This is a genomic window from Paenibacillus camerounensis (assembly GCF_000723885.1).
Lineage (GTDB): Bacteria > Bacillota > Bacilli > Paenibacillales > Paenibacillaceae > Paenibacillus_AQ > Paenibacillus_AQ camerounensis.
In genome coordinates this window covers 37,127-58,897 of the sequence record NZ_CCDG010000022.1, presented here as the reverse complement: position 1 = coordinate 58,897, position 21,771 = coordinate 37,127, and the positions used below count along the sequence as shown (strand labels likewise).

General features: G+C 38.8%; 21 protein-coding genes. 1 reads left to right on the top strand and 20 read right to left on the bottom strand.

All coding sequences use genetic code 11. The features are described 5' to 3' along the window. Positions 1-238: 238 nt before the first annotated feature. Positions 239-1,927 carry a methyl-accepting chemotaxis protein gene (locus tag BN3772_RS09380; protein ID WP_042199058.1) on the top strand — a complete coding sequence of 563 codons (1,689 nt, stop codon included), beginning with the start codon at positions 239-241 and terminating at the stop codon, positions 1,925-1,927. Between the two features lie 32 nt (positions 1,928-1,959). Here BN3772_RS09380 and BN3772_RS30590 read toward each other — a convergent pair whose 3' ends face one another. The 20 genes from BN3772_RS30590 to BN3772_RS09285 form a co-directional block, all read right to left on the bottom strand. Next, a complete protein-coding gene (locus BN3772_RS30590) occupies positions 1,960-2,115 on the bottom strand; it encodes a hypothetical protein (protein WP_157643571.1) in 156 nt (51 codons plus the stop codon). 117 nt (positions 2,116-2,232) lie between these two features. Beyond that, entirely contained in the window at positions 2,233-2,877 is a 645-nt protein-coding gene (locus BN3772_RS09375; protein ID WP_052380439.1) for a YdcF family protein, read from the bottom strand. 3 nt (positions 2,878-2,880) lie between these two features. After that, on the bottom strand, positions 2,881-3,876 hold the full coding sequence (gene rfbB / locus BN3772_RS09370) for a dTDP-glucose 4,6-dehydratase (protein WP_042199057.1): 996 nt from the start codon (positions 3,874-3,876) through the stop codon (positions 2,881-2,883). A gap of 39 nt (positions 3,877-3,915) precedes the next feature. After that, a complete protein-coding gene (gene rfbC, locus BN3772_RS09365) occupies positions 3,916-4,470 on the bottom strand; it encodes a dTDP-4-dehydrorhamnose 3,5-epimerase (RefSeq protein ID WP_042199056.1) in 555 nt (184 codons plus the stop codon). A gap of 18 nt (positions 4,471-4,488) precedes the next feature. After that, positions 4,489-5,367: a glucose-1-phosphate thymidylyltransferase RfbA gene (gene rfbA, locus BN3772_RS09360; protein ID WP_042199055.1), complete on the bottom strand. Its 879-nt coding sequence runs from the start codon at positions 5,365-5,367 to the stop codon at positions 4,489-4,491. 43 nt (positions 5,368-5,410) lie between these two features. Then, positions 5,411-6,838 carry a lipopolysaccharide biosynthesis protein gene (locus BN3772_RS09355; protein WP_425280430.1) on the bottom strand — a complete coding sequence of 476 codons (1,428 nt, stop codon included), beginning with the start codon at positions 6,836-6,838 and terminating at the stop codon, positions 5,411-5,413. Beyond that, positions 6,822-7,937, bottom strand: coding sequence for a polysaccharide pyruvyl transferase family protein (locus BN3772_RS09350; protein WP_042199053.1), 1,116 nt, complete (start codon positions 7,935-7,937; stop codon positions 6,822-6,824). Before BN3772_RS09350 ends, BN3772_RS09355 begins: the two co-directional genes overlap by 17 nt. A gap of 38 nt (positions 7,938-7,975) precedes the next feature. Further along, positions 7,976-8,962 (bottom strand): glycosyltransferase family 2 protein, encoded by a 987-nt coding sequence (locus tag BN3772_RS09345; protein ID WP_042199052.1) that lies wholly within the window; start codon positions 8,960-8,962, stop codon positions 7,976-7,978. A gap of 50 nt (positions 8,963-9,012) precedes the next feature. Beyond that, positions 9,013-10,092 carry an EpsG family protein gene (locus tag BN3772_RS09340; protein WP_042199051.1) on the bottom strand — a complete coding sequence of 360 codons (1,080 nt, stop codon included), beginning with the start codon at positions 10,090-10,092 and terminating at the stop codon, positions 9,013-9,015. A 63-nt stretch (positions 10,093-10,155) separates the two neighbouring features. Next, positions 10,156-11,145 carry a glycosyltransferase family 2 protein gene (locus BN3772_RS09335; protein WP_042199050.1) on the bottom strand — a complete coding sequence of 330 codons (990 nt, stop codon included), beginning with the start codon at positions 11,143-11,145 and terminating at the stop codon, positions 10,156-10,158. A 45-nt stretch (positions 11,146-11,190) separates the two neighbouring features. Beyond that, on the bottom strand, positions 11,191-11,784 hold the full coding sequence (locus BN3772_RS09330; protein WP_052380438.1) for a DapH/DapD/GlmU-related protein: 594 nt from the start codon (positions 11,782-11,784) through the stop codon (positions 11,191-11,193). Continuing rightward, positions 11,781-12,914, bottom strand: a complete 1,134-nt coding sequence (locus BN3772_RS09325) for a glycosyltransferase family protein (protein WP_042199048.1) — start codon at positions 12,912-12,914, stop codon at positions 11,781-11,783. Before BN3772_RS09325 ends, BN3772_RS09330 begins: the two co-directional genes overlap by 4 nt. After that, positions 12,911-13,786 carry an NAD-dependent epimerase/dehydratase family protein gene (locus tag BN3772_RS09320; protein WP_042199047.1) on the bottom strand — a complete coding sequence of 292 codons (876 nt, stop codon included), beginning with the start codon at positions 13,784-13,786 and terminating at the stop codon, positions 12,911-12,913. Before BN3772_RS09320 ends, BN3772_RS09325 begins: the two co-directional genes overlap by 4 nt. Position 13,787: 1 nt before the next feature. After that, positions 13,788-14,417 carry a sugar transferase gene (locus BN3772_RS09315; protein WP_042199046.1) on the bottom strand — a complete coding sequence of 210 codons (630 nt, stop codon included), beginning with the start codon at positions 14,415-14,417 and terminating at the stop codon, positions 13,788-13,790. Between the two features lie 109 nt (positions 14,418-14,526). Next, positions 14,527-15,549 (bottom strand): copper amine oxidase N-terminal domain-containing protein, encoded by a 1,023-nt coding sequence (locus BN3772_RS09310; RefSeq protein ID WP_042199045.1) that lies wholly within the window; start codon positions 15,547-15,549, stop codon positions 14,527-14,529. Position 15,550: 1 nt separating this feature from the next. After that, positions 15,551-16,222, bottom strand: coding sequence for a hypothetical protein (locus BN3772_RS09305; protein WP_052380437.1), 672 nt, complete (start codon positions 16,220-16,222; stop codon positions 15,551-15,553). A 24-nt stretch (positions 16,223-16,246) separates the two neighbouring features. Then, positions 16,247-18,079 carry a polysaccharide biosynthesis protein gene (locus tag BN3772_RS09300; protein ID WP_042199044.1) on the bottom strand — a complete coding sequence of 611 codons (1,833 nt, stop codon included), beginning with the start codon at positions 18,077-18,079 and terminating at the stop codon, positions 16,247-16,249. Between the two features lie 43 nt (positions 18,080-18,122). After that, positions 18,123-18,809 carry a CpsD/CapB family tyrosine-protein kinase gene (locus tag BN3772_RS09295; protein WP_042199043.1) on the bottom strand — a complete coding sequence of 229 codons (687 nt, stop codon included), beginning with the start codon at positions 18,807-18,809 and terminating at the stop codon, positions 18,123-18,125. Then, entirely contained in the window at positions 18,790-19,569 is a 780-nt protein-coding gene (locus BN3772_RS09290) for a YveK family protein (RefSeq protein WP_086074485.1), read from the bottom strand. The genes BN3772_RS09295 and BN3772_RS09290 overlap by 20 nt, the downstream gene beginning before the upstream one ends. Before the next feature lie 107 nt (positions 19,570-19,676). After that, positions 19,677-21,662 carry an S-layer homology domain-containing protein gene (locus tag BN3772_RS09285; RefSeq protein ID WP_042199042.1) on the bottom strand — a complete coding sequence of 662 codons (1,986 nt, stop codon included), beginning with the start codon at positions 21,660-21,662 and terminating at the stop codon, positions 19,677-19,679. Positions 21,663-21,771: the final 109 nt, after the last annotated feature.

Here is a 21,771-nt window from a genome sequence, read left to right as displayed (position 1 = left end):
ACTTTAAATTCGACCACTAGGACGCATAATACATATTTTTCTTCTAAATGTCTATTAATCCCTTAACAGACATGTAAATTTATACGGATAAATCGGGATATGCCTATTATTTTGTCGAATCTCATCGGTTAATCATATTATTTTATTTTTAAATATTTTTCTGTTTCCTGCCGATAAAAGACCTAGAGCTTCGGCTTAACTTACATACCGGATAAGGACTGGGGAAAGTGGGAAAGGGATGAAACTTAGAAGTATCGGAACCAAGATTAGCATGATTATGATAGGGGTGCTGCTGGTCTTTTCGGCTGCTGTGATGGTTGTTGTCATTAGTGAGATGAAGAGCGGAATAACCACCTTTGCCAAGGAGAAGGCGCGAAGCGATCTGAAGCTGGCTGAAGGGTTCATAGAATATAAATACCCCGGGCCTTGGCAGATCAAGGACGGACAGCTCTATAAGGGGAACCTGCAGATTAACGGGAATTACGGGCTTGTCGATGAGATCGGCGGGATGACCGGGGATACGGTTACTATTTTTCAAGCAAACCAGCGGGTCACAACCAACGTAAAGATCGATGAGCAAAGAGCCGTCGGAACACTCGTCTCGGAAGAAGTTCATGAAGCCGTGCTGATTAAAGGGGAAGCGTTCTACGGGGAAGCGAATGTGGTAGGCCAGAGCTACCAGACCGCATACATGCCGATTCTGAGCGAAAATAAGGAGATTATCGGGATCTTCTACGTGGGTGCACCCCAAGGGCTGATTGATGTGATTATCGCTTCCTTTATGAAGCATTTTGTGTGGATGATGATCATTGCCATTGTCCTGTCTGTACTGGTTATGGTGCTGTTCATCCGCCGCATGACGGGCAGAATCAGAAGAATCTCCTCTGCGCTGCAGCGGGCGGGCGGCGGTGATTTCACCGTAACCATCCAGGATGCTGTACGTGATGAAATCGGAGACCTGGTAACCAGCTATAATCAGATGAAAAATAGTCTTCAGACCCTGATCGCTCACGGTCTTGAGACCGCAGCCCGGGTTGCTGCGGCAACCGGCATGATCAAAGAGGTTACACAGCAGACAGCCGCAGAGTCCAAGCAAATTGCCCTGGCCATTGGTGAGGTTGCGCAGGGAGCAGAGCTGCAGACCCAGAGCAGTAACGAAAATCTGCTGGCCATGGAAGAAGTCTCGATTGGTATCCAAAAGATTGCCGAAAGCGCGACCGACATCTCCGAATCTGCCCATCATTCCAAGCTGCAGGCCGAAGCCGGCGCCGGCTACGTGCACAGCACCGTCCAGCAGATGAACCAGATCAGCCGCTCTGCGCAAGAGACAGACGGAGTCATCCGCCTGCTGGACGAGCAGTCCAGAGAGATCTCGGCTATACTGACTGACATTCAGCAGATTGCCGGCCAGACGAACCTCCTTGCCCTTAACGCTTCTATAGAAGCAGCACGTGCAGGTGAGCATGGCCGGGGCTTCGGCGTCGTAGCTACGGAAGTCCGGAAGCTGGCGGAACAATCCGGACAGTCCTCAGCCCGTATTGCCGAGCTGATTCACCAGATGGAGAACGGAATGCAGCAGTCCGTACAAGTTATGGCCCAGATGATCGATGAGGTCCAGTCCGGTCTGCAGATCGCGAATGACACCGAGAACAACTTCCGGGAGATCCTCGTGACCAACGGCCAGATCACTTCCCAGATCGAAGAGATGGCCGCAGCCTCCGAGCAAATGTCCGCCGGCATCCAGCAGATCACCGCCTCCGTCACCAGTATCACCGAAATCGCCCGCACCACCAGCACCAGCTCCCACCAGGTCGCAGCCGCTACAGCGGTCCAGCTCGAAGGGATCGACGAGATCAGCCGCTCTGCGGCGGGTCTGGTGAAGACTTCGGAGGAGCTGCGGGGGGCGTTGGGGCGGTTTCGGGTTTAAACACTAATGCACAGAAACGAAAACGGAGGCCCTTAGGCCTCCGTTTTCGTTTCTGCTTCCTGCCGACTCAGCAGCTGCCGTCTCCTTGATCCGAACTTAATCCAGACCCGGTCATCATCATCCCGGAAAAACCGGATCTGCACCCATTTCAGCGGTGTCCAGATTTCCTTGAAATAATAATTTGGCATAGGACTTCGCTCCCGGATAATAATCAGATTTGAATCTAATTATAGACCGGGATAACTGATTTGTTTGTCAGAACTTGTCCATGGGAATGTGAAATGTTTTATGTTTTTTTGTCAGAGCTAGTGAAACCAGCGCTTAATCTCCTGCCAGGTTTCTTTTGCCTCCGGGCCGTTATAACCAAAAACATTGCCGATCATTTTAACGTACTCGTTCAAGGTCGTTTCCCTGCTGTAGCGGTCACGCCACCACCACTTTGCATTGTAGCCGGAATCCGCACCTACGTAAGTTAGCTTAATACCGGAATTCTTATATACATGATCAAAGATAAACTTTACTCTCCGCATGTGAAAGTCCGAAGATACGACTATGGCAGAAGTGAAGCCATGCTGCTGCATAATGGGGAGCGTTAGTTCAGCGTTCTGGTAGGTGCTGAGGGCTTCATTTTCAGTGAGAATAGCGTTTTGTGGGATGCCTAAGGATAGTGCCGTTTGCAGCATGTCACCAGCAAGACTGGCATGCTCATTTGCATTACTTAACATGAAGTAGGGGGCAAACTTCTGAGAATATAGTGCTTCTCCCTGTTCCACACGTCCCCCGCCGCCGCTTAAAACAATAATGACGTCAGATTGTTCTGGCGACTGCGATAAATCTAGAAAACGGCCAGTAAAAGACATGACGATAAGGATTAGTAAAACAGGCAAACATAAAAAGAGTAATCTCATTCCATGTTTGCCTGGCTTTACATTTACAATTCTTATACTCATAGGCTACTTCCGGTAGTCGCCGCTTAGAATAAGCTCCCACCATGCAGTGTTATCTATGTACCATTGTATAGTCTGAGCTATACCTGTCTCGAAAGTATAAGTCGGTTTCCATCCTAGCTTCTCAAGCTTAGTCGGATCAATAGCATAACGCTTATCATGACCCAGACGGTCTGTAACAAACTCAATTAGGTCTTCCGACTTCTCCAAAGTCTCAATAATCGTTTTAACTACTTCAAGATTAGTACGCTCATTATGACCGCCGACGTTATAGACTTCACCACTGACCCCTTCATGGAGTACCAGATCAATTGCAGCACAGTGATCCCATACATGCAGCCAATCACGGATATTTTTGCCGTCTCCATACACTGGAACCTTCTGATCATTCATTATCTTAGAGATGGTCAGCGGAATCAGCTTTTCGGGAAAATGATAAGGTCCATAATTGTTAGAGCAGCGTGTAATATTCATCGGTAAGCCAAACGTCTCATGGTATGCACGTACGAGCAGGTCAGAAGAAGCTTTACTTGCACTATATGGGCTATTAGGCTGTAACGGGGTTTCTTCGGTAAAGAATACAGTTGGATCGAAATCTAATTCGCCATAAACCTCATCAGTAGAGACATGAACAAACTTAGAGATTCCAATCTTTCTGGCAGCATCAAGCAATACTTGAGTTCCCATTACATTCGTACGAACAAATACAGCAGGATCTGTAATGGAACGGTCTACATGGCTCTCTGCTGCAAAATGCACCACATAATCAAACTTCTCTTGTTCAAACAGAGACATAATAGTTTCGCGATCTGCAATATCAGCCTGCACAAAATGATAATTTGATTTATCTTTAATCTCAACATGCTTTGTTACTTCACCGGCATATGTAAGTAAATCCAGGTTTGTAATATCGTAATCAGCATATTTATTAACCACGTACTGTACGAAATTACCGCCAATAAAGCCAGCTCCGCCTGTAATCAATAGTTTCTTCTTGCTCATTTCATACACCTCAGAATTATCTATTTGTTTCACACAAGCTTAATATACAAAGTTCAGTTGAGCATCCTTAAGTAAAGGCGCCTTCTCATCTTTACCAGAAAGAATTGGTGTCACATCGATAGGCCATTCTATACCAATCGCAGGGTCGTTCCAGAGAATACCGCCATCGCAATCTGGGGCATAAAGCTCATCACATTTGTATTGAACTTCAACATCCTCTGTCAGGGTCATAAATCCATGTGCGAATCCTTTGGGAATAAACAGTTGCTTCTTATTTTCTGCGCTCAGTTCTATTCCGAACCACTTACTATAAGTAGGACTACCTTTTCTAATATCCACTGCTACATCGTAAATAACTCCACGTGTACAACGTACGAGCTTAGTTTGTGCTTTAGGATTTAATTGATAATGTAGTCCTCTAAGAGTGCCTTTTGAAGCTGAGTAGGATTGGTTATCCTGTACAAAAGTAATGTCAATCCCCTGCTCTTTGAATTTGGCATCACTGAATGTCTCCATGAACCATCCGCGATGATCCCCGAATACAGCGGGTTCAGCAATATACACTCCGGGTAGCGATGTTTCTGTCAATTTCATCTCTTCACACCTCAGTACCTAGTATTTAATTTTACCAGTAGCTACTTTAATTAAGTATTGACCGTAACCCGTTTTGCTGAGCTTCTGTCCGCACTCTAACAAATGCTCGTTAGTAATCCAGCCGTTGATATAGGCAATCTCTTCAAGTGCTGCAATTTTGATGCCTTGATGATCCTCAATAGTTCTAACGAAATTAGTCGCATCAACAAGACTCTGATGAGTCCCTGTATCAAGCCAAGTAAATCCACGGCCTAACAATTCCACATCTAACTCGCCAAGGTTAAGATAAGCTTCATTAATGGAGGTAATCTCAAGCTCCCCTCTTACGGAAGGCTTAACATTCTTCGCAATTTCAACGACACGGTTGTCATAGAAATAGAGTCCGGTGATAGCATAATTAGATTTAGGTTCATTTGGCTTTTCTTCAACACTTAATACTTTACCCTCTTCATTAAATTCAACTACACCAAAACGCTCTGGATCTTGTACATGGTACCCAAATACTGTGGCACCCTGTTCCTTCTCAGAAGCCCGCTTCAGCATTTTCCGGATTCCGTTACCGTAGTAAATATTATCACCGAGAATCATGGCAACAGAGTCATTTCCGATAAAGGATTCTCCTAAAATAAAAGCCTGAGCTAAACCATCAGGGCTTGGTTGAATTACATATTGGAGGGAAATTCCGAACTGTGACCCATCACCCAAGAGACTCTCAAATCTCGGCGTGTCTTCGGGAGTAGAAATAATTAAAATCTCTCTGATTCCAGCAAGCATTAAAGTGGAAAGTGGGTAATAAATCATTGGTTTGTCGTATATGGGTAATAGCTGTTTACTCGTTACCATTGTTAGTGGGTAGAGGCGGGTTCCGCTGCCGCCTGCTAGGATTATGCCTTTCATTTATATGTCCCTCCCATATTCCACATATTCACAATCAATTTTTTTAACGTTTATTTAGTTTAACTTTCATTTTAGAAAACAATAATTGACCAGTAATTTTCAGTAAATTTTTATTTACAATTAACACAAAAATCATCAGTATAAATTCTACAATAAACTCATAAATAGGGATTAGAGTAATATATAATATAGAAGTTTGAAAAGAAATGAGCAAACAATTAATAATTAAGCTTTTTTTATTTATATCTACCTTTATATATTTTCTTGTATCATAGACTCTAATTAACCAAATGATTAAAAAACTTATTAATGTAGAAAGACCTGCCCCATTTATCCCAAGTATCGGAATAAGAATAATATTTAATATTATGTTTACTCCTCCACCAAGAACAGATGTTTTAAATACACCTTTAGTTTCCTTGGCTGCAATATAATTAGTTCCCAAAAAACCAGAAAAGCTGGAAAAAATGATGCCAGCTAAGAGAAAAGGAACATATTCCCACACAGTATAAAACTCATTTGAAACAAGCATTGATACTATAAACTTTAAAAAGACCAGAATGATTGATGTTCCAATAAATAATGTCATGGATAAGTAATTAAATGTATTTGAATAAAACTTCGATTTTTCTGTATCTCCATATTCTTCAATGGCAGACAACTGCCAAGCTTGAAAGAATACGGTATTCAATAAAGATAATAGTGTGGGTATTTTATTAGCCACTGCAAATAATCCATTGGCACTAGCTCCAATATAAAATAAGATAAAATATCTATTAGATGCATTCATTGTCCACCAAATAAAAGCATTGGGAATCAGTGGAATACTGTAGGTAAGCATCTTTACTACTAATTGTTTATTGATTTTTGTTAAATCAATATATTTCGCAATATTTGTACGAATAAGCAGATAAAGTATGGAAATGATATTAGCTACTATGATTGAAATAAAATATCCTGGTATCCCCATTTTTAATTGCACTAAAAAATATATATTTAAAACAGCTGTGATTACTGTCATCATAATGCCATTTATTGAATAAATCATTATTTTTCCAATAGCTCTAATAAATTGAGTCAGTAACATTTGAATTGCTTGTAGAAATAAAATTATGTACATATACGGCAGTAACTCAGTTAAAATATTTAAATATCTAAGAAAAGGATAAATCAGTACCCCAAATAAAATACCAATAAATGTAACTACTAACGAATTTGTAAATACACTTTCATTATCATATTCATTATCCATTACGTATCTAAGCACTGCTTCATAAATACTTAGTGAAATTATAGGAAGTAACATACTGATTGTTGTAGTAACAATATCTACTCTGCCGTATTCTGAAGCAGTTAAATAATATGTATACAAAGGCACTAAAAAAATCAGTATAAGTTTGCTCCCTAAATTCCCCAATGCGAATATTGCAGAATTATTTATTAATTTTCTATATTTATTCAAACTGCTCACCTTTTATCTGTTCATTAATATATGCATCAATTTTTAAAAAATGGTTTTCAGCATTTTCCGAGATGGTAGTGTTCAAAGTACTTTTACGATCAAAATCGATTTCTAGCTGCTCTAAATTTAACATTTGGATATCTTCTATTTTCGTCATAATATTCGCTAGTTTATAATCCATGAGAGTATCGGATGTTTTTTTACTATAAATCAAAGGATAAAATTTATTTTGAAATACGTAAGATAAAATTGCCGAATGGAATCTACAGGCAATAATTTTTTCAAAAGAAGCAAATTGATTTAAAAAATTTTCGATTTCTGTAGCATCATAAAATAGTTTCCCTATTTTATTGCTATTACTTTTTTTAATGATTTCATTTATTGCCTCTTCATCCCCTTCTTCTTTACAAAACGAAATTAGCGTTACTTGATACTCTTTTTTTTCATAAAATTCAACTATTTCCACCATTTTATCAATATAATTGTTACTATGCTCGAATAAATGCATTCTATTTTTTAAGTTTATGACCGATATTCCTATTGTCCCTCTTTTTTTCTCTATATTGATTTTCTCTAAAGCCAAAATCATGTCAGGTTCCATTCTAACGTTATCTAACTTATTAAATAGAGAATATGAGTATAAATCTCTGAAACAGACATCATCTACATAACTAAATAATTCACTATATTTCTGAACAAATTCCTTTCCATTGTAGGGACCAAAATTAGAACCTATCACAAAACTTTTTTTGTCTTTGGACTTAAATTTCCTCCATATAAAACGTCTTCTGTTATATAGTTTTTCCCAACCTTTTATCTCCATGAAAATCGAACCGCCAATATTAATCACAGCGTCTAAATTAAGCTTTTTCAAGATAAAGTGATACTGATATTTTTCAAGTAAACTAGTCCGATATAAAAACATATATAAAAAGTGTGGCAACCGCAATAATCGTACATTTTTATATTTTTTTAAAAAATTTGTGTCATAGGCCTTTTTTTGACAAAAAATATACCAAGTAACTTTAGGATATCTTTCAAGTATCATTTTCAGGAAAAGATCATCTCCTAAATTTTCAGCCAAATATATCTCAAGTAAAATTTTCATAAATGCCTTCTCCCATCTAGCCTTATCACTCTTATTCTTTAATTCATAAAATCAACAGTTTTATTTTTATAAAAATTAATAATTAATATCCTATAAATTTTTTTATTAAATAAAAATAGATAGAAGGATAATAATTTGATTTTAGATATACTCGTCTCTGATATAAGTTTTCTTGTTGTAGATTTAAGATACGACACTACTTTTCGATACTGTTGGGAGTATTTATACTCCATTTTATGGTATACAATCACATTTAAAACACTATAATATGAAAAAAATGCATAAGCATGAGCCTTATTAATATTCTCTGGACAATAGTTACTTACTTTCTTTACGATTTCATCTGAAAAAGTCAAAATTTCAAAAACTTTTTCACTAAAAGAGGTTTTAGTAGCAGAACCTATTCGTACGTAATAATGATACTTTGCTTCGTTACAACTTATTATTTTCTTCGAATTCAAACAAGATTCAAAAAGAAAGATAGCATCTTCACCTATTGCTAAACTTTCATTAAAGTCGTGATTAATAACTTTTGTACTAAACAATTTATTACATACGGAATTACCGAAAATTTTCCTTTCGAGAAAAGAATTCATACAATTTTCAACGTTATTAAATAATTCAATATACTTTTCTTGGTTTTCTATTGTGTTCTCAGAGCTATCACTATTCATATAATAGTTACAACAACTTATATCAGCATTAAATTCAATTATATTTCTAATTAATATTTCATACATATCAGCTTCAATCCAATCATCACTATCAACAAAACCGACATATTCCCCTTTTGCAATTCTTAATCCCTCGTTTCTAGCAGAAGAAACCCCAAAGTTTTCTGTACGAATCAATTTAATTCTTTGATCTGTTTTTGAATATTTTCTACAAATTTCAAAAGAGTTATCATTAGATCCATCATCAACTAATATCAGTTCAAAATCAGAATACGTTTGATTTTGTATACTTTTGATACATCTATCTATGTAGTTCTCTGCATTATATACAGGTACTATAATACTGATCACAATCTTACACCCCTTCTAAATAATTTGAGACTTTATATACTAATTTATATTTATTTTGAAAAATTATATGGCACTACTCCCTCCGATCCACTTTTTAACATATAAAAATAGTATAATGTCAAAACTAAGTACAAGGGAATATATACAAGCATACCTACCTTATTTATTTTCGCTAATATATTTGGTATAAATATAATCATAAATACACCAAAATAATATGTCATTCTACTCAAAATAAAGAGTTTAGTTCCAATCAAACCCATAGAGACTGAAAAAACCATAAAAATTGATAAATAAAACATTTCAAACTTTGTAACATCATTATATTTTTTTTGATTTTTATTCAGGATAAATATAGATATAAATGCCAAAGCTAACTGTGCCACCCAAATCAAATATGTGCCTCTAACTGAATTCCCTGTAAAAAACCTAGTGTTTTGGTACACATCATAATAAGAGAATATATTTAATATAGCATCATTTGAAAACATTAGTATTAGCGTAACAACCAAAGAAAAGGTACATATAATAATAAAATTTTTCGCGTTTGGTTTTATAAATTTCAAAATTATCACCACTAGAAATACTATGGAAGATAAATGAAATAAAGATGCCAGAAGAATCATAAAAATAAATAATTTAGTTTTTTGCCTTTTCAAGAAATAAAATGAGTTACATATTAGAACGACAGAAATAAACTGCCTTGAAGCATTCATTGATATACAAAAATAGAATGTTGTTAAAAATAAAAAGGTAGAAACGTATACGTTTTGTGAGTTATTATATACAAAAATAGCCATAAGAAGGACTATTAATCCACTTGTTACTATTGTAATTGCCTGAGGTTCCAAAGTGAAAAAAGATAGTACTTTGTTAAGTAAAATATAGCCATATTCAGATCTGTAAATATCGAAAATATCAGAATAGTTAATATGAGCAAGGGTAGAATAAATAATTTGATATTGTTTAGTATCAGTTCCAACAGTTATATCTCTAAAAGCAGCTACTATAAAAATAGAAGTATAGGCTATTGTTATATATAATTTCTCTTTAGCTTTGTTATTTCCTTTTGTTTGAAAAAGTATGCCTAGCAAAATTATAAAGCCTAAATTAATAAAATAGATACCCATTAGATAGTTACTCCTTATAAAACCTTTGTTATTAATCGATCTCCCAACTACATAAATATAAAATCATCTTTTTAAAGCTCTATATATTGAAACAGGCATCTTAACAAGATTAATATTAATACAAATTAAAGTCATAATAATCTTCCGATTAATCGGCATAGGTGATTTTAGTAACAAGAAATATTTTTTTCTTAATTGAGAGTTAAGTCTATCAACCAATTCTTTCTTATTTTCAATTTCTTCCCCAATACCAAAGAAAGATATTTTAGATAATAATGAAAAGTAAGAACGAGCTAGTTTCATTTCTGTTAGTTTATTTATTTCGTCATCTTTATATTTCAGTGCCAATTCAAGCATTTGATTTGAGACTTCTAGTATTTCAAGGTCTTGTTGCTTAAAGCCGCGCCGTGTAATACCAGCACCATCCTGGTAATAATAGTAAGAAACTTTATTGCTTTTCACATATTTCTTTGCTTTTTCAAGTAGCAGAAAATTAGTGGCACCATCCTCATATAGTTGCCCTATTGGAAATCTAATATTGTTGAACAATTGCCGATTATACAATTTATTCCATACGGGATAATCAGCTACCCTTTTTGACATTCCCTCATATAAGTAATTACGCAAGCTATCAACACCTTCATAACAGTTAATATTAATAGGTGCCTGTCTAAATGCTTCATTTCCTTTTGTTAACATATAAGAGACAGAAGAAATATCACAATCATATTTTTCAATTAAATCAAGCAAATACTCATACATATCACTAGTGATCCAATCATCGCTGTCTACAAACCCGACATATTGACCAATAGCAATATCTAATCCTGCATTTCGAGCAGAACTTAATCCACCGTTTTTTTTATGTATTACTTTTATCCTATTGTCTTTTAATGCAAACTTATCGCAAAGAATTCCACAGTTATCAGGAGAACCATCATTTACTAGAATTAATTCAAAATTCTTATAAGTTTGATTAAGTATTGAATTGATACACCGATCTAAATATTTTTCAACCTTATATACAGGGACAATTATACTTATTTTCACCACTAACCTATTACCTCCATAAATCTTTTTAAGTCAGTTAAAATACTTTTAAAGTTTCATCCATTTATTCTCATCTTTATTAAAAATTTTCACAACTTTAGCAGGGCATCCTACCGCAATTGAGTTTGCTGGTATATTCTTGTTAACTACTGCGTTAGCTCCGATCACAACTCCATCTCCAATGTTTACTCCTGGCAATATAGTTACATTTTCTCCTATCCAGACATTTTTCCCAATGCTAACTTTTGATGTTTGTAGCGGTCTTTGATCAGGAGCAATATCAGGGGTTGAATTCATATCAAAATCTGTGTAATTCCCATGACTAATATCGGTAATAAATATTTTGGAGGCCAATAGACAATTACTACCTATTGTCACTTTTTCTCCGGCTGCTATGTGAACATAATCGCCAATTTTACAATTTTCCCCTATTAATATTTTTTCCAAACTCCCTTTGCCTGTATCAAACATTTCTAATCTGCACCCATAGCCAGTAGAAAACCCTTTTCCGTAAGTTAAATACCTTTTTCCTCTAACATATATTGGTCTCCTTATAAATCGCGCACCTTTATAAAAGACTTTTGTATAAACAAGAGATATTATATTAGAGAGTATTTCTCCTAATCCATAACTATTCTTCACGATTGTAATAACTCCTCCATAATATTGTCCATTTTACTTATGAATGATTTATGTGAAAACAATTCATTATAGACCTTTTTTGCATTTCTTCGCATGGAATAATATTCACTCTTATTAACAGTATCTATTTTTTTCACAATACTACGAAAGTCTTCATCATTATAATTGATTCCAACTTTATAAGTTTCTACAATTTTCGATGTATCTGATTTAATATTATTAATTATTGGAATTCCAGCTTGAAAATAATCTATTGATTTCATTGTTAACCCCACGCAGACGGAATCTTTCATAATATTCAGTCCAAAGTGGCAAATATCAAATATATTTTGTTTTTTATAGTTATCATAAACCTTCCCATAATATTCAACACTTACTCCAGCCTTTGTAAGTTCTTTAATAAGATCATCCCTATTTTCTCCATCACCAATAATATGAAGTGTAGTAGGTCTAACTTTATTAAAACAATTAGATATTCTTTTAATTTTCAGTATATCTATAATGTTGTTAATCGAACCTAAATAACATAAATGAAATTTATCTTCCGACAAGATTGGATCTGTTTCGCTAGATAATTCTTTTTTCGCCAAATATAAAGTTTTCACTTTTGAATCTATTAATTTATCTTTTAGAATAGTTCTGTATAAGTCACACTCTGATATTACAAAATCAGCATATTTCAAGCTATTGTCTCTCATAGATTTCCACGAAGTAAAGGGTGGTAAATTTTTTATAGATCCTATCGGCATTGTTTCAGGCCAAAGATCAATTAAATCAAATATTAATTTAATTCGAGGATTATTCTTCTTATATTTCGCAGCAAATTTTGCTATGGAATTTGGCGGGATAACAGCATACAACAAGTCTGGATTTATCATTTCAATCTGTTTGAATGCCTTTTTCGCAAATTCATAATGAGACTTCATTCTGGCATAAGACATATTCTTATAATATGGCTTAGTTGGAATAAATAAAAAATCTTTTTTCTGCTCTGTACGAAATTCTTTTTTAAAATGCCTAAAGTTAGATTGAATTATTGTAACCGAGTGACCTTTGCTAACAAAGTACTCATGGAGAAGATCGATTCTTTCTTCATAAGTATCAAAACAATTTACAATCACTACATTCATTTCTTTCTCTCTCCAGTTTCAGTCACTGTAATAGATTCCCTTAAATTGAGTATTCTATAATTAGTTTTATACTCACTAATATTTTGTTCATAGTACAGATTTCCAAATACCTTATTTACTATCCCTACTTTGGTAATCAAAAATTTCAAAAGAGGGTTAAAAATCTTTATCAACTTTATCTGCTTGGAATGTGCTTCGGCAATAAATTGCACCATCTCACTTGTTCTAGCATATTCAATATTTTGAGGAAAAAAAAGTCCACTTTCCGAATTGTCCATTGTAAGTTTTATAAACTCACATAGACTCTCTATATAAAGAATGCTACGTTTATTATTGTAGTCAGGAAAAACTGGGAGCTTCTTAGCTAGTAGAGATAATTTAATATAATTTCCTTTTGAGTGTTGACCATAAATCATTGGGGGTCTCAACACAACAATTTTAAAAGTCTCGCTTTCTAAGGCCTTTATTCCTTCCTCAGCTTGTAATTTGCTTTTTCCATAAAAGTTACTGGGATGTGGTAAAGTGCTTTTATTTATAACCTTATCTTTACCACCATCACCATAAACAATTATGCTGCTCAGAAATATAAATTGTTGAACATTTTCTTTTTTTGCTTTCTTAGCAACATCAATTGTTAGATCTCGATTTACTTTGTAATAATCTTCTTCCATTTTAGGATTCGTTGAGACATGCGCAATTCCAGCTACATGTAGAACAACATCATACTCTGAAAAATCATGTTCTCTCCACAATGACCCTCTAACAGATAACTCTTTCACTTCATACTGATTTGGCCACTGCTCAAGCCATTTCATAAAACTCGTTCCAACATAACTTCCTTTTCCAGTAATAAGAACTTTTTTCTTTTTCATTCTACAAAGCTGCTCCTTTGGTGGTAGATGCTACTTCCTGGTCTTTAGCACCTTCTCTCACACCCTCAGATTTCAGCACACTTAGAACAGTCATAAAGAAAACCTTCAAATCCAACATGAAAGTAAACTTCGCAGTATACTCGCCATCAAATCTGGACTTTATCTCAATAGGTAGTTCGTCTCTCCCATTAACCTGCGCCCATCCGGTCAGGCCTGGCTTTATATCATTAGCTCTATATTTATCGCGTTCAGCAATCAAATCATACTGATTCCACAGAGCTGGACGCGGTCCGATAATGCTCATCTCACCCTTAAGAATATTAATAATCTGTGGAAGCTCATCTAGGCTGGTCTTCCTCAGGAATTTACCTACTTTGGTAATAAAGAAATCGGGATCTTGCAACATATGTGTAGGCATTTCTGCCGGTGTATCCGTGCGCATGGTTCTAAATTTAAGGATATAAAACTCTTTCTTATTTTTACCTATTCTTTTTTGCTTAAATAAGACGGGGCCTTTTGAACCCAGTTTAATAAAAATAGAAATAATCAAGAAAAAAGGCCATAACAGGAAAATTCCAATTAGAGCCAATAGAAAATCAATGATTGGTTTTACGATAGTATAAGGCTTCATAATTTCACCTGATCCTTTTAGTACTAGTATTTCGATTTATGCATAGCCTCATTCTCGTTAGTAGAAATAGAGAGTGAGGCTATGCAGTACAAACTGAATAGCGACCTTGTTAGTCCGCCATACCCTCAGCCAGTGCCATACCTTGTTGTAATTCGGCCTCAAAGGTTGCTCTATACTGATTAATAATATCTGTACTATAACCACTGGCAGTCAGTTGCTTCTCTGCATCAGCAACTATGCTATTAAATGCACCCGTAGACGAGGACAGCTGTTGTTTACCCTGGGCCAGAAGGCTGGCTTTGGTGGCTTGATCTGTTGCCTGAACATATTGAAGGGCAAGACTCATCAAAGCTGAACTGCTCTGATTACGTAAAGCAGTGAGCTTAGCTTCTGTCGCACTTGTAATTTGTTCATAGGTGACTGTACCTGTTCCAGCAGAGCCACCCCCAGCTGCTCCACTCGTCGGTGCTGGCGTAGCTGTTGCAGAAGGAGTAACTCCTCCTCCTGAAGAACTATTGTTAGTTGAGCCGCTATTCTGCTCCTGATAACCTGCAGATGTAGCAGTAATGGTCTTGGTCTTCTGATCCCATGAAATCTTGTTACCTACAGACTCAGAGAGAAAACGAAGTGGAACGTACAAAGAACCGTTCAACATATAACTAGCTTGTCCTGAAGGTACAGCTTTGGCGGCTCCGTTAAAGACATAGCTTGCTTTCGTCTTATTCAGAGTAATACTCTTTGCTGCTGTTGTAGAAGTATTCATGTTACCAGCATTCATAAGATATTCTTTAATAACAACAAGTTCGGAACTGCTTGGTTCAGCAACAGTGACTTTCAGATTTTTGGCGTCCCAGCTGACACTCTTCTGTAAGGCATAAGAGACAAATCTAATCGGCACATAGGTTGTATTGTTGTGAATGAAGACATATTGACCCGTTGGAGGCTGCATGCTGACTCCATCAAAGATCATCTTCACATTCATACTCTGCACTTTAATAGCATCTGAAACTACTGTTGCCGAAGCTGATAATGGAGCTGCTAAAGCTGATAATGGGGCTGAAGCCGTTAAAGGGGCCGCACCAGTAAGTAATATTAATAACAACGCTGCTGCCGGTAGTTTTACTTTTGACATATTACTCACTTCCTTCTTGTTGGGCTTTAAGTTGCTCTTCTTCCGCAATAATTTGTTTTTGAGTTTTGCCTTGGCTTACACCATATTTCTTGGCGACTTGAGATAACTCGTTATACTGATCCTCAGATACTTTTCCAAGAATAATGCTGCGTGCTTCACGCTTCTCTTCAATCGATAACCCGCCCTTGGCAAGTTCCTGGAGACGCTTAATATCGGATACGCTTAATTGACTAAGTACAATTGAAGCCACATCAGCCTTGTCCTTAACAGTCACGCTATCTTGAATTTCTTTCGCTTTATCTGTTGATACTTGAGCGGTGTAGCCGTCTGCAGAAGCAGTGGGTTGTGCTGCAGCAGGAGTACTTGTTGGTTTGGTCGAGTCATTTACAGCATTATCTCCAGTAGCAGGTTCATCTACACTTTCATCAGGAGCAGTAGTATTTGGAGTGACTGATGCAGTTGCTGTTGGTTCTGTCTCTGCATCCCCGGTTACTACCACGGGCTCAACAACCTCGCCCTGTGCTACATTGTCAGCAGTATCTTCTATCTCGAACCCGCCAGCCATAGAATTCATCAGCTTGTCTACCGCATAGTTCGCGGCGAACAGTCCGCCAACTCCCAGCACCACAATTACGGACAACGTCCAAATCAATACTTTCTTCCATCTCTTCACTTCAAGTACCTCCACATACAATAGTTAGCTAATTGCCACCTGGGCTACCGGCTGCATTGGCACAATCTGATTAATCACTTCACGGATCGCTTCTGGCTCTTCAGACAAGACGCGTTCCAATCTCTTGAATTCCAGTTCCATCTGATTCTGACTGATTACATTGGGTTTACCTATAAAGATACGGTCATGCTGGGTCGAGCCCAGATTCTCTTCAGCGGTCAGCAGTTCTTCATACAGCTTCTCGCCTTCGCGAATACCTGAGAAGACTATGTTGATATCCTTGTAAGGCTCATAGCCAGACAAGGTAATCAGATCTTCTGCAAGGGTAAGGATCTTGACAGGCTCTCCCATATCTAGCACGAACACTTCGCCGCCTTTGGCGAAAGCTCCGGATTGAATGACTAATTGCACAGCTTCCGGAATTGTCATGAAATAACGAATCATCTCCGGATGAGTGACCGTCACAGGGCCGCCGGCAGCAATCTGCTGCTTGAAGGCAGGAATGACGCTCCCCCGGCTGCCCAATACATTACCGAAGCGGACAGCTGAGAACTTCGTGCTGCTTGTTGTATTCAGGCTTTGTACATACATCTCTGCAATGCGTTTCGTCGCTCCCATAACACTGGTAGGATTAACAGCCTTATCAGAAGAAATCATTACAAACCGTTCGGCCCCGTACTTCTCAGAACAATCGGCTACATTACGTGTACCGAACACATTGTTCTTAATCGCCTCAGAGGGATTACGCTCCATCAATGGCACGTGCTTATGCGCTGCCGCATGAAAGACTACGTGCGGTCTGTGACTTTCGAAGACTTCCATTATCCGGGTGCGATCCTGTACATCAGCAATAACCGTTACAATATTCAACTCAGGAAAGCTCTTGCGGAGCTCCATTTCAATTGTGTAGATACTGTTCTCTCCATGCCCGAGAATCAGCAGCTTATCTGGTGAGTAGGGTGAAATCTGCCGGCACAATTCAGAACCAATTGATCCGCCTGCTCCGGTAACCAGGACCGTCTTATTGTGTACATATCCAAGGATACTGTTCATATCTTCAACGATCGGTTCACGGCCAAGTAAATCCTCGACACTGACATCCCGCAGCTTCTTCACGGACACCTTTCCGGTAATCAAGTCACTAAGTGCAGGAATGATCTTGAGCTTCACCCCGGTTGCCTTGGACAAATTAACAATCTCGGAGATCTCACTCCGTGATACAGAAGGCATTGCAATAATAATCTCGTGAATCTCGCGTTCCTTCACGATTCTTGGAATATCATAACGGTTACCCAGAACCGGAACTCCGAGAATCTTCAGATGAAGCTTGTCGTTGCTATCGTCAACGAAGCCTATGAGACGGGTGTTCGCAAAGGATACACCCATTAGCTCTCTGGCAATCAATATTCCGCAATCCCCAGCTCCGACGATCAAGGTATGAACTTCAGTATCCGCATTAGTGAATCTCCCTCTGCGGAAGACTCTCCAGAACAGACGTACGCCGCCCACCAATAATAGAATTGTCTCTACAGAACGCATCTCTATACTGAATGGAACCCGTGACGGAAGCATAACAAAAGCTACTGCGTATGAGATGACGGCCCCTACTACAATAGCTTTCATGACCGATACAATCTCGCCGATACTGGCATATTGCCATAGTCTGCGGTACAGTCCGAAGTATATCAGACTGCCGCCAAAGGACAGGGTGCAGATTAAGCCATAGAATATCATCTGCACAACGTATTCCTGCGGTATATCGCTATAGAAACGGAACAGATAAGATGTCACAATGCTGAACCATATTATCACAAGATCTATCAGGAACAACATGAACACTCTGGTTTTCGCTGTCATTTTTAGTGCCTCCAAAAATAACAATTTATTCTATAGAACAATGTCAATTTCCATAGTAGTAATAATAGTAGCCTTCGCTGGCTTTACGTTTGACATTATTCAGCACTACTCCTAGCATCTTCGCACCGACTCTATCCAGGTTCGCCTTAGCCTTCGCGGCAATCTCCCGCTTCACTTTACCGTAGCTGACAACCATAATGACACCGTCACTCTTCGAGGCGACAATCTGTGCATCTGTAACTGCCAGCAGAGGAGGTGTATCAAACATGATGACATCGAATTGTTGACGCAGCTCCTGCAGAACCATACTCATCCGGTTCGAAGCCATCATTTCTGCCGGATTAGGCGGTATTGGGCCTGAGGTCATAATAGATAAATTAGGAACACCGGATTCCTGAATGGCTTCAATCAAATCAGATTGTTGGGACAACAATGAAGACAGACCATGACGGTTACTGAGCGAGAAGGTCTTATGCGCCGTCGGCTTCCGCATGTCACCGTCGATCAGCAGTACCTTCTTATCAGCTTGAGCATATGCCGCTGCAAGATTGGCTGTCACGGTGGACTTTCCTTCTTCCGGCCCGGAGGAGGTAACCATAATAATCTGAATCCGCTCATCGATAGATGAGAAGTCAATGTTCGTGCGCAGTGCCCGGAAGGCTTCCGATACCGGAGAACGTGGGTTGGTCACGGTAATCAGGTGGCGTTGTTTATTTGGCTGCTGTGACATGTTCGAGTTCGCCCGCCTTTCTGATATGCTGCTGTGCCTGTGTCTCTGTTCCTCTTGTTTCTTCCTGGCCGAGTCTGGTAATCATTGCAATCGTCGGCAACCCCAGGTATTTCTCGATATCCTCTTCCGTCTTCAATGTATCATCCAGATACTCCAGCAGGAAGGCAATACCCAGACCAATCATTAACGATACGATAAAAGCAATGGCCAGGTTCATCACGACATTAGGTTCAACCGGTCCCGGTTCAACAGGCGGATTAAGCTTAGCCTCATTCAGAATCGATACGTTCTGTACATTGAACAAGGAAGGGATCTCCTGTTTGAACACAAGTGAAATGGCATTTACGAGTTCTGCTGCTCTCTGGTATGAATTATCTCGAACGACAAGTGTCATCACCTGCGTATTATTGACTGAGCTCACATTAACCTTCTTAAGCAACTCTTCGGCGTTGGTATTGAACTCCGGATAGTTATTGGCTACGACATCCAGAATGGCAGGGGTCTTAATGATCTCTTTGTACGTGTTAATCATTTGGATATTGGTGTTGATCTGGTTCAGATCCAGCTCCGATGCTGCCGTCTGTACTTGCTGCGTCTGATTAACGATAATCTTGGTTGAAGCTTCGTACACCGGCTTCTTGATATACAGGCTATAAATCCCGGCAAGAAGACATACAACGACCACAATACTGACAATCATCCACAGTCTCTTCTTAACAATCTGGAAATAATCGCGAAGATCCAATTCTTGTGCTGACAAGTGAATTTCCCTCCAAGCGGTTTCTATAATGATATAATCTGTGCTAAAAAAGTGCCCCCTCTCACATAGACGAGAGGAGGCTCTCCACTTGCTTCTTAGCTCACTTCTTACTTAAAGTTAATTGTACGATAGATGATTACAGCAGCTTCTGCACGGGTAGCAGTATCGTTAGGATTGAACTTCCCGCCGTTACCGATTACCAGGTTATTGCTTGCTGCAAAGGCAACGCCGTCTTTCAGGGAAGCGCTGATCTTAGCAGCATCCGAGAACTTGCTCAGTGCGGAAGCATCTGTAGCAGCGTCAGGGTTAATGGATTTAACTGCACGGGAGATCATTGTAGCCATCTCAGCACGTGTAATGGTTGCATTTGGATCAAAGGTCGAAGCGTTACGTCCAGTGATGATACCCTTCTCAGCTGCTACTGCAACATAAGGAGCGTACCATGCTGTGGAGGCTACATCGCTGAAGCTTTCAGTTGCTGTGCTGTTCTCAAGGTTCAGCGCACGAATCAGCATCTTGGAGAATTCAGCGCGGGTTACATTGCTCTTAGGAGCAAATTTGCCGGAACCGATACCTTCAATTGCGCCCTTAGCAGCTACAACTTGAATCTGTCTGCCAGCCCAAGCCTGTACGTTAGCGATATCGCTGAAGCTTACTTTGTTCTCAACTACTGCGTATGAAGAGAACGTATCACGAGGCTCAACGATGTGTTCACCGTCTACAACACCGCCATGGTATTGAAGGGCTCCGTATACAACTTTTGCTACAGACAGCAGTTCTTTATCAAGGCCGGTTGTGTTAACCAGCGGCAGCTTGATGGTCAGAGGTTGCTTGAAGACTGTTGTTGCTACTCCGCCTACTGTCAGGTCGAAGGAGTATACCTTCGAAGCCAGCTTCTGGCTTGTCAGCGAGGTTACGGTAGAATCAGCTTCAGTAGTAACAGTCAGTGTCACCGCTTCGCTGAACTGGGTTACAGGAATGGTTACTGTCAAACCATTAAATGTCACAGCGACATTGGCAATACCTTTCGCTTTGGCAGCTTCAATGATTGCTTTGGAGAGCGGCACTTCTACAGTTGCTGCACTTACAGTACCCAGGTTAAGAGTCAGTGTAAGATTAGTCTTACCAACATTAGCTGCCAGCAGAGCGTCAAATGCTTTCAGCACGTCAGCGTCAACCAGCTTCAGTGTTGCTTTACCGTTAACCACACTTACCAGAGAAGATACATCATAAATGCCTGGGGTTACTGTTGGATTGGTAATTGTCCCTCCAGTTCCACCTGGATTTGTACCTGGGTTACTGCCATTACCAAAGCCATAAGCCTTAACATATGCGACAGCAAGGGCTTGCAAAGCAGGCTTAGCTGTTGGAAGTTTAGCGTTAAGGTTCTTCAGGGAAAGCTTAACATCAGCAGAAGTAATGTTAAGGTTGTACACGGCTTGGCTTACTGTAAGAGCACCAGCACCAGTGTTGTGAGCCAATACTTTATCAATTGCTTCATTAATTAAGGCTTCTTGGCCGGAAGGATCAGTAATAATAGCGAGCAGTTGGTCATTTGTCTTACTGCTTACCAAAGTGCGAAGCTCAGCCTCTACACCGTTTGTACCCAGCAGGAATTCAATTACATCATCAAAAGTAAGATCTGCTACACCAGCTTCAGCAGCAATTTTGTTAAGCAGGTTCACGTTATCGACATCGTAACGAATAGCCTTCAGTTCAGCAAAATCATTAGCGTATACATCGTATACCACACTAGTAACACTCTTAAATGCTTCATAGGAAGTAGTTACTTCTGCCGGGCTCAGGAATGTAAGTTTATCCAGAACCGGTTTGAAGATTTCCTTAAAGGTTGCTTCACTGATATTTCCTGCTTCAGCTTCAAATGCCAATAGCTTCGCCTTATCTGGAGCGGTCAGTTGTGCATATACATTGATAACCTTTGTCTTAGCATCTGCATGTGTTACTGCTGCTGCTGATGCCACACCGCTCAGGTGTTTAGCCAATCCTTCGCTACTAAATGGAAAACCTGCAACGGATGCTGCTGCCATGCTTACTGCTAAAGTTGATACTGCTAATTTTTTCTTCAAACTCACTTGTCATCCACCTCTTCTTATGTAGTAATAACTCTTATACTGCGGTAATGCTAGAAAAGTTTCGCCCTAACGCATACTATTCTGATAATTTGTAACAATAACCCAGTAG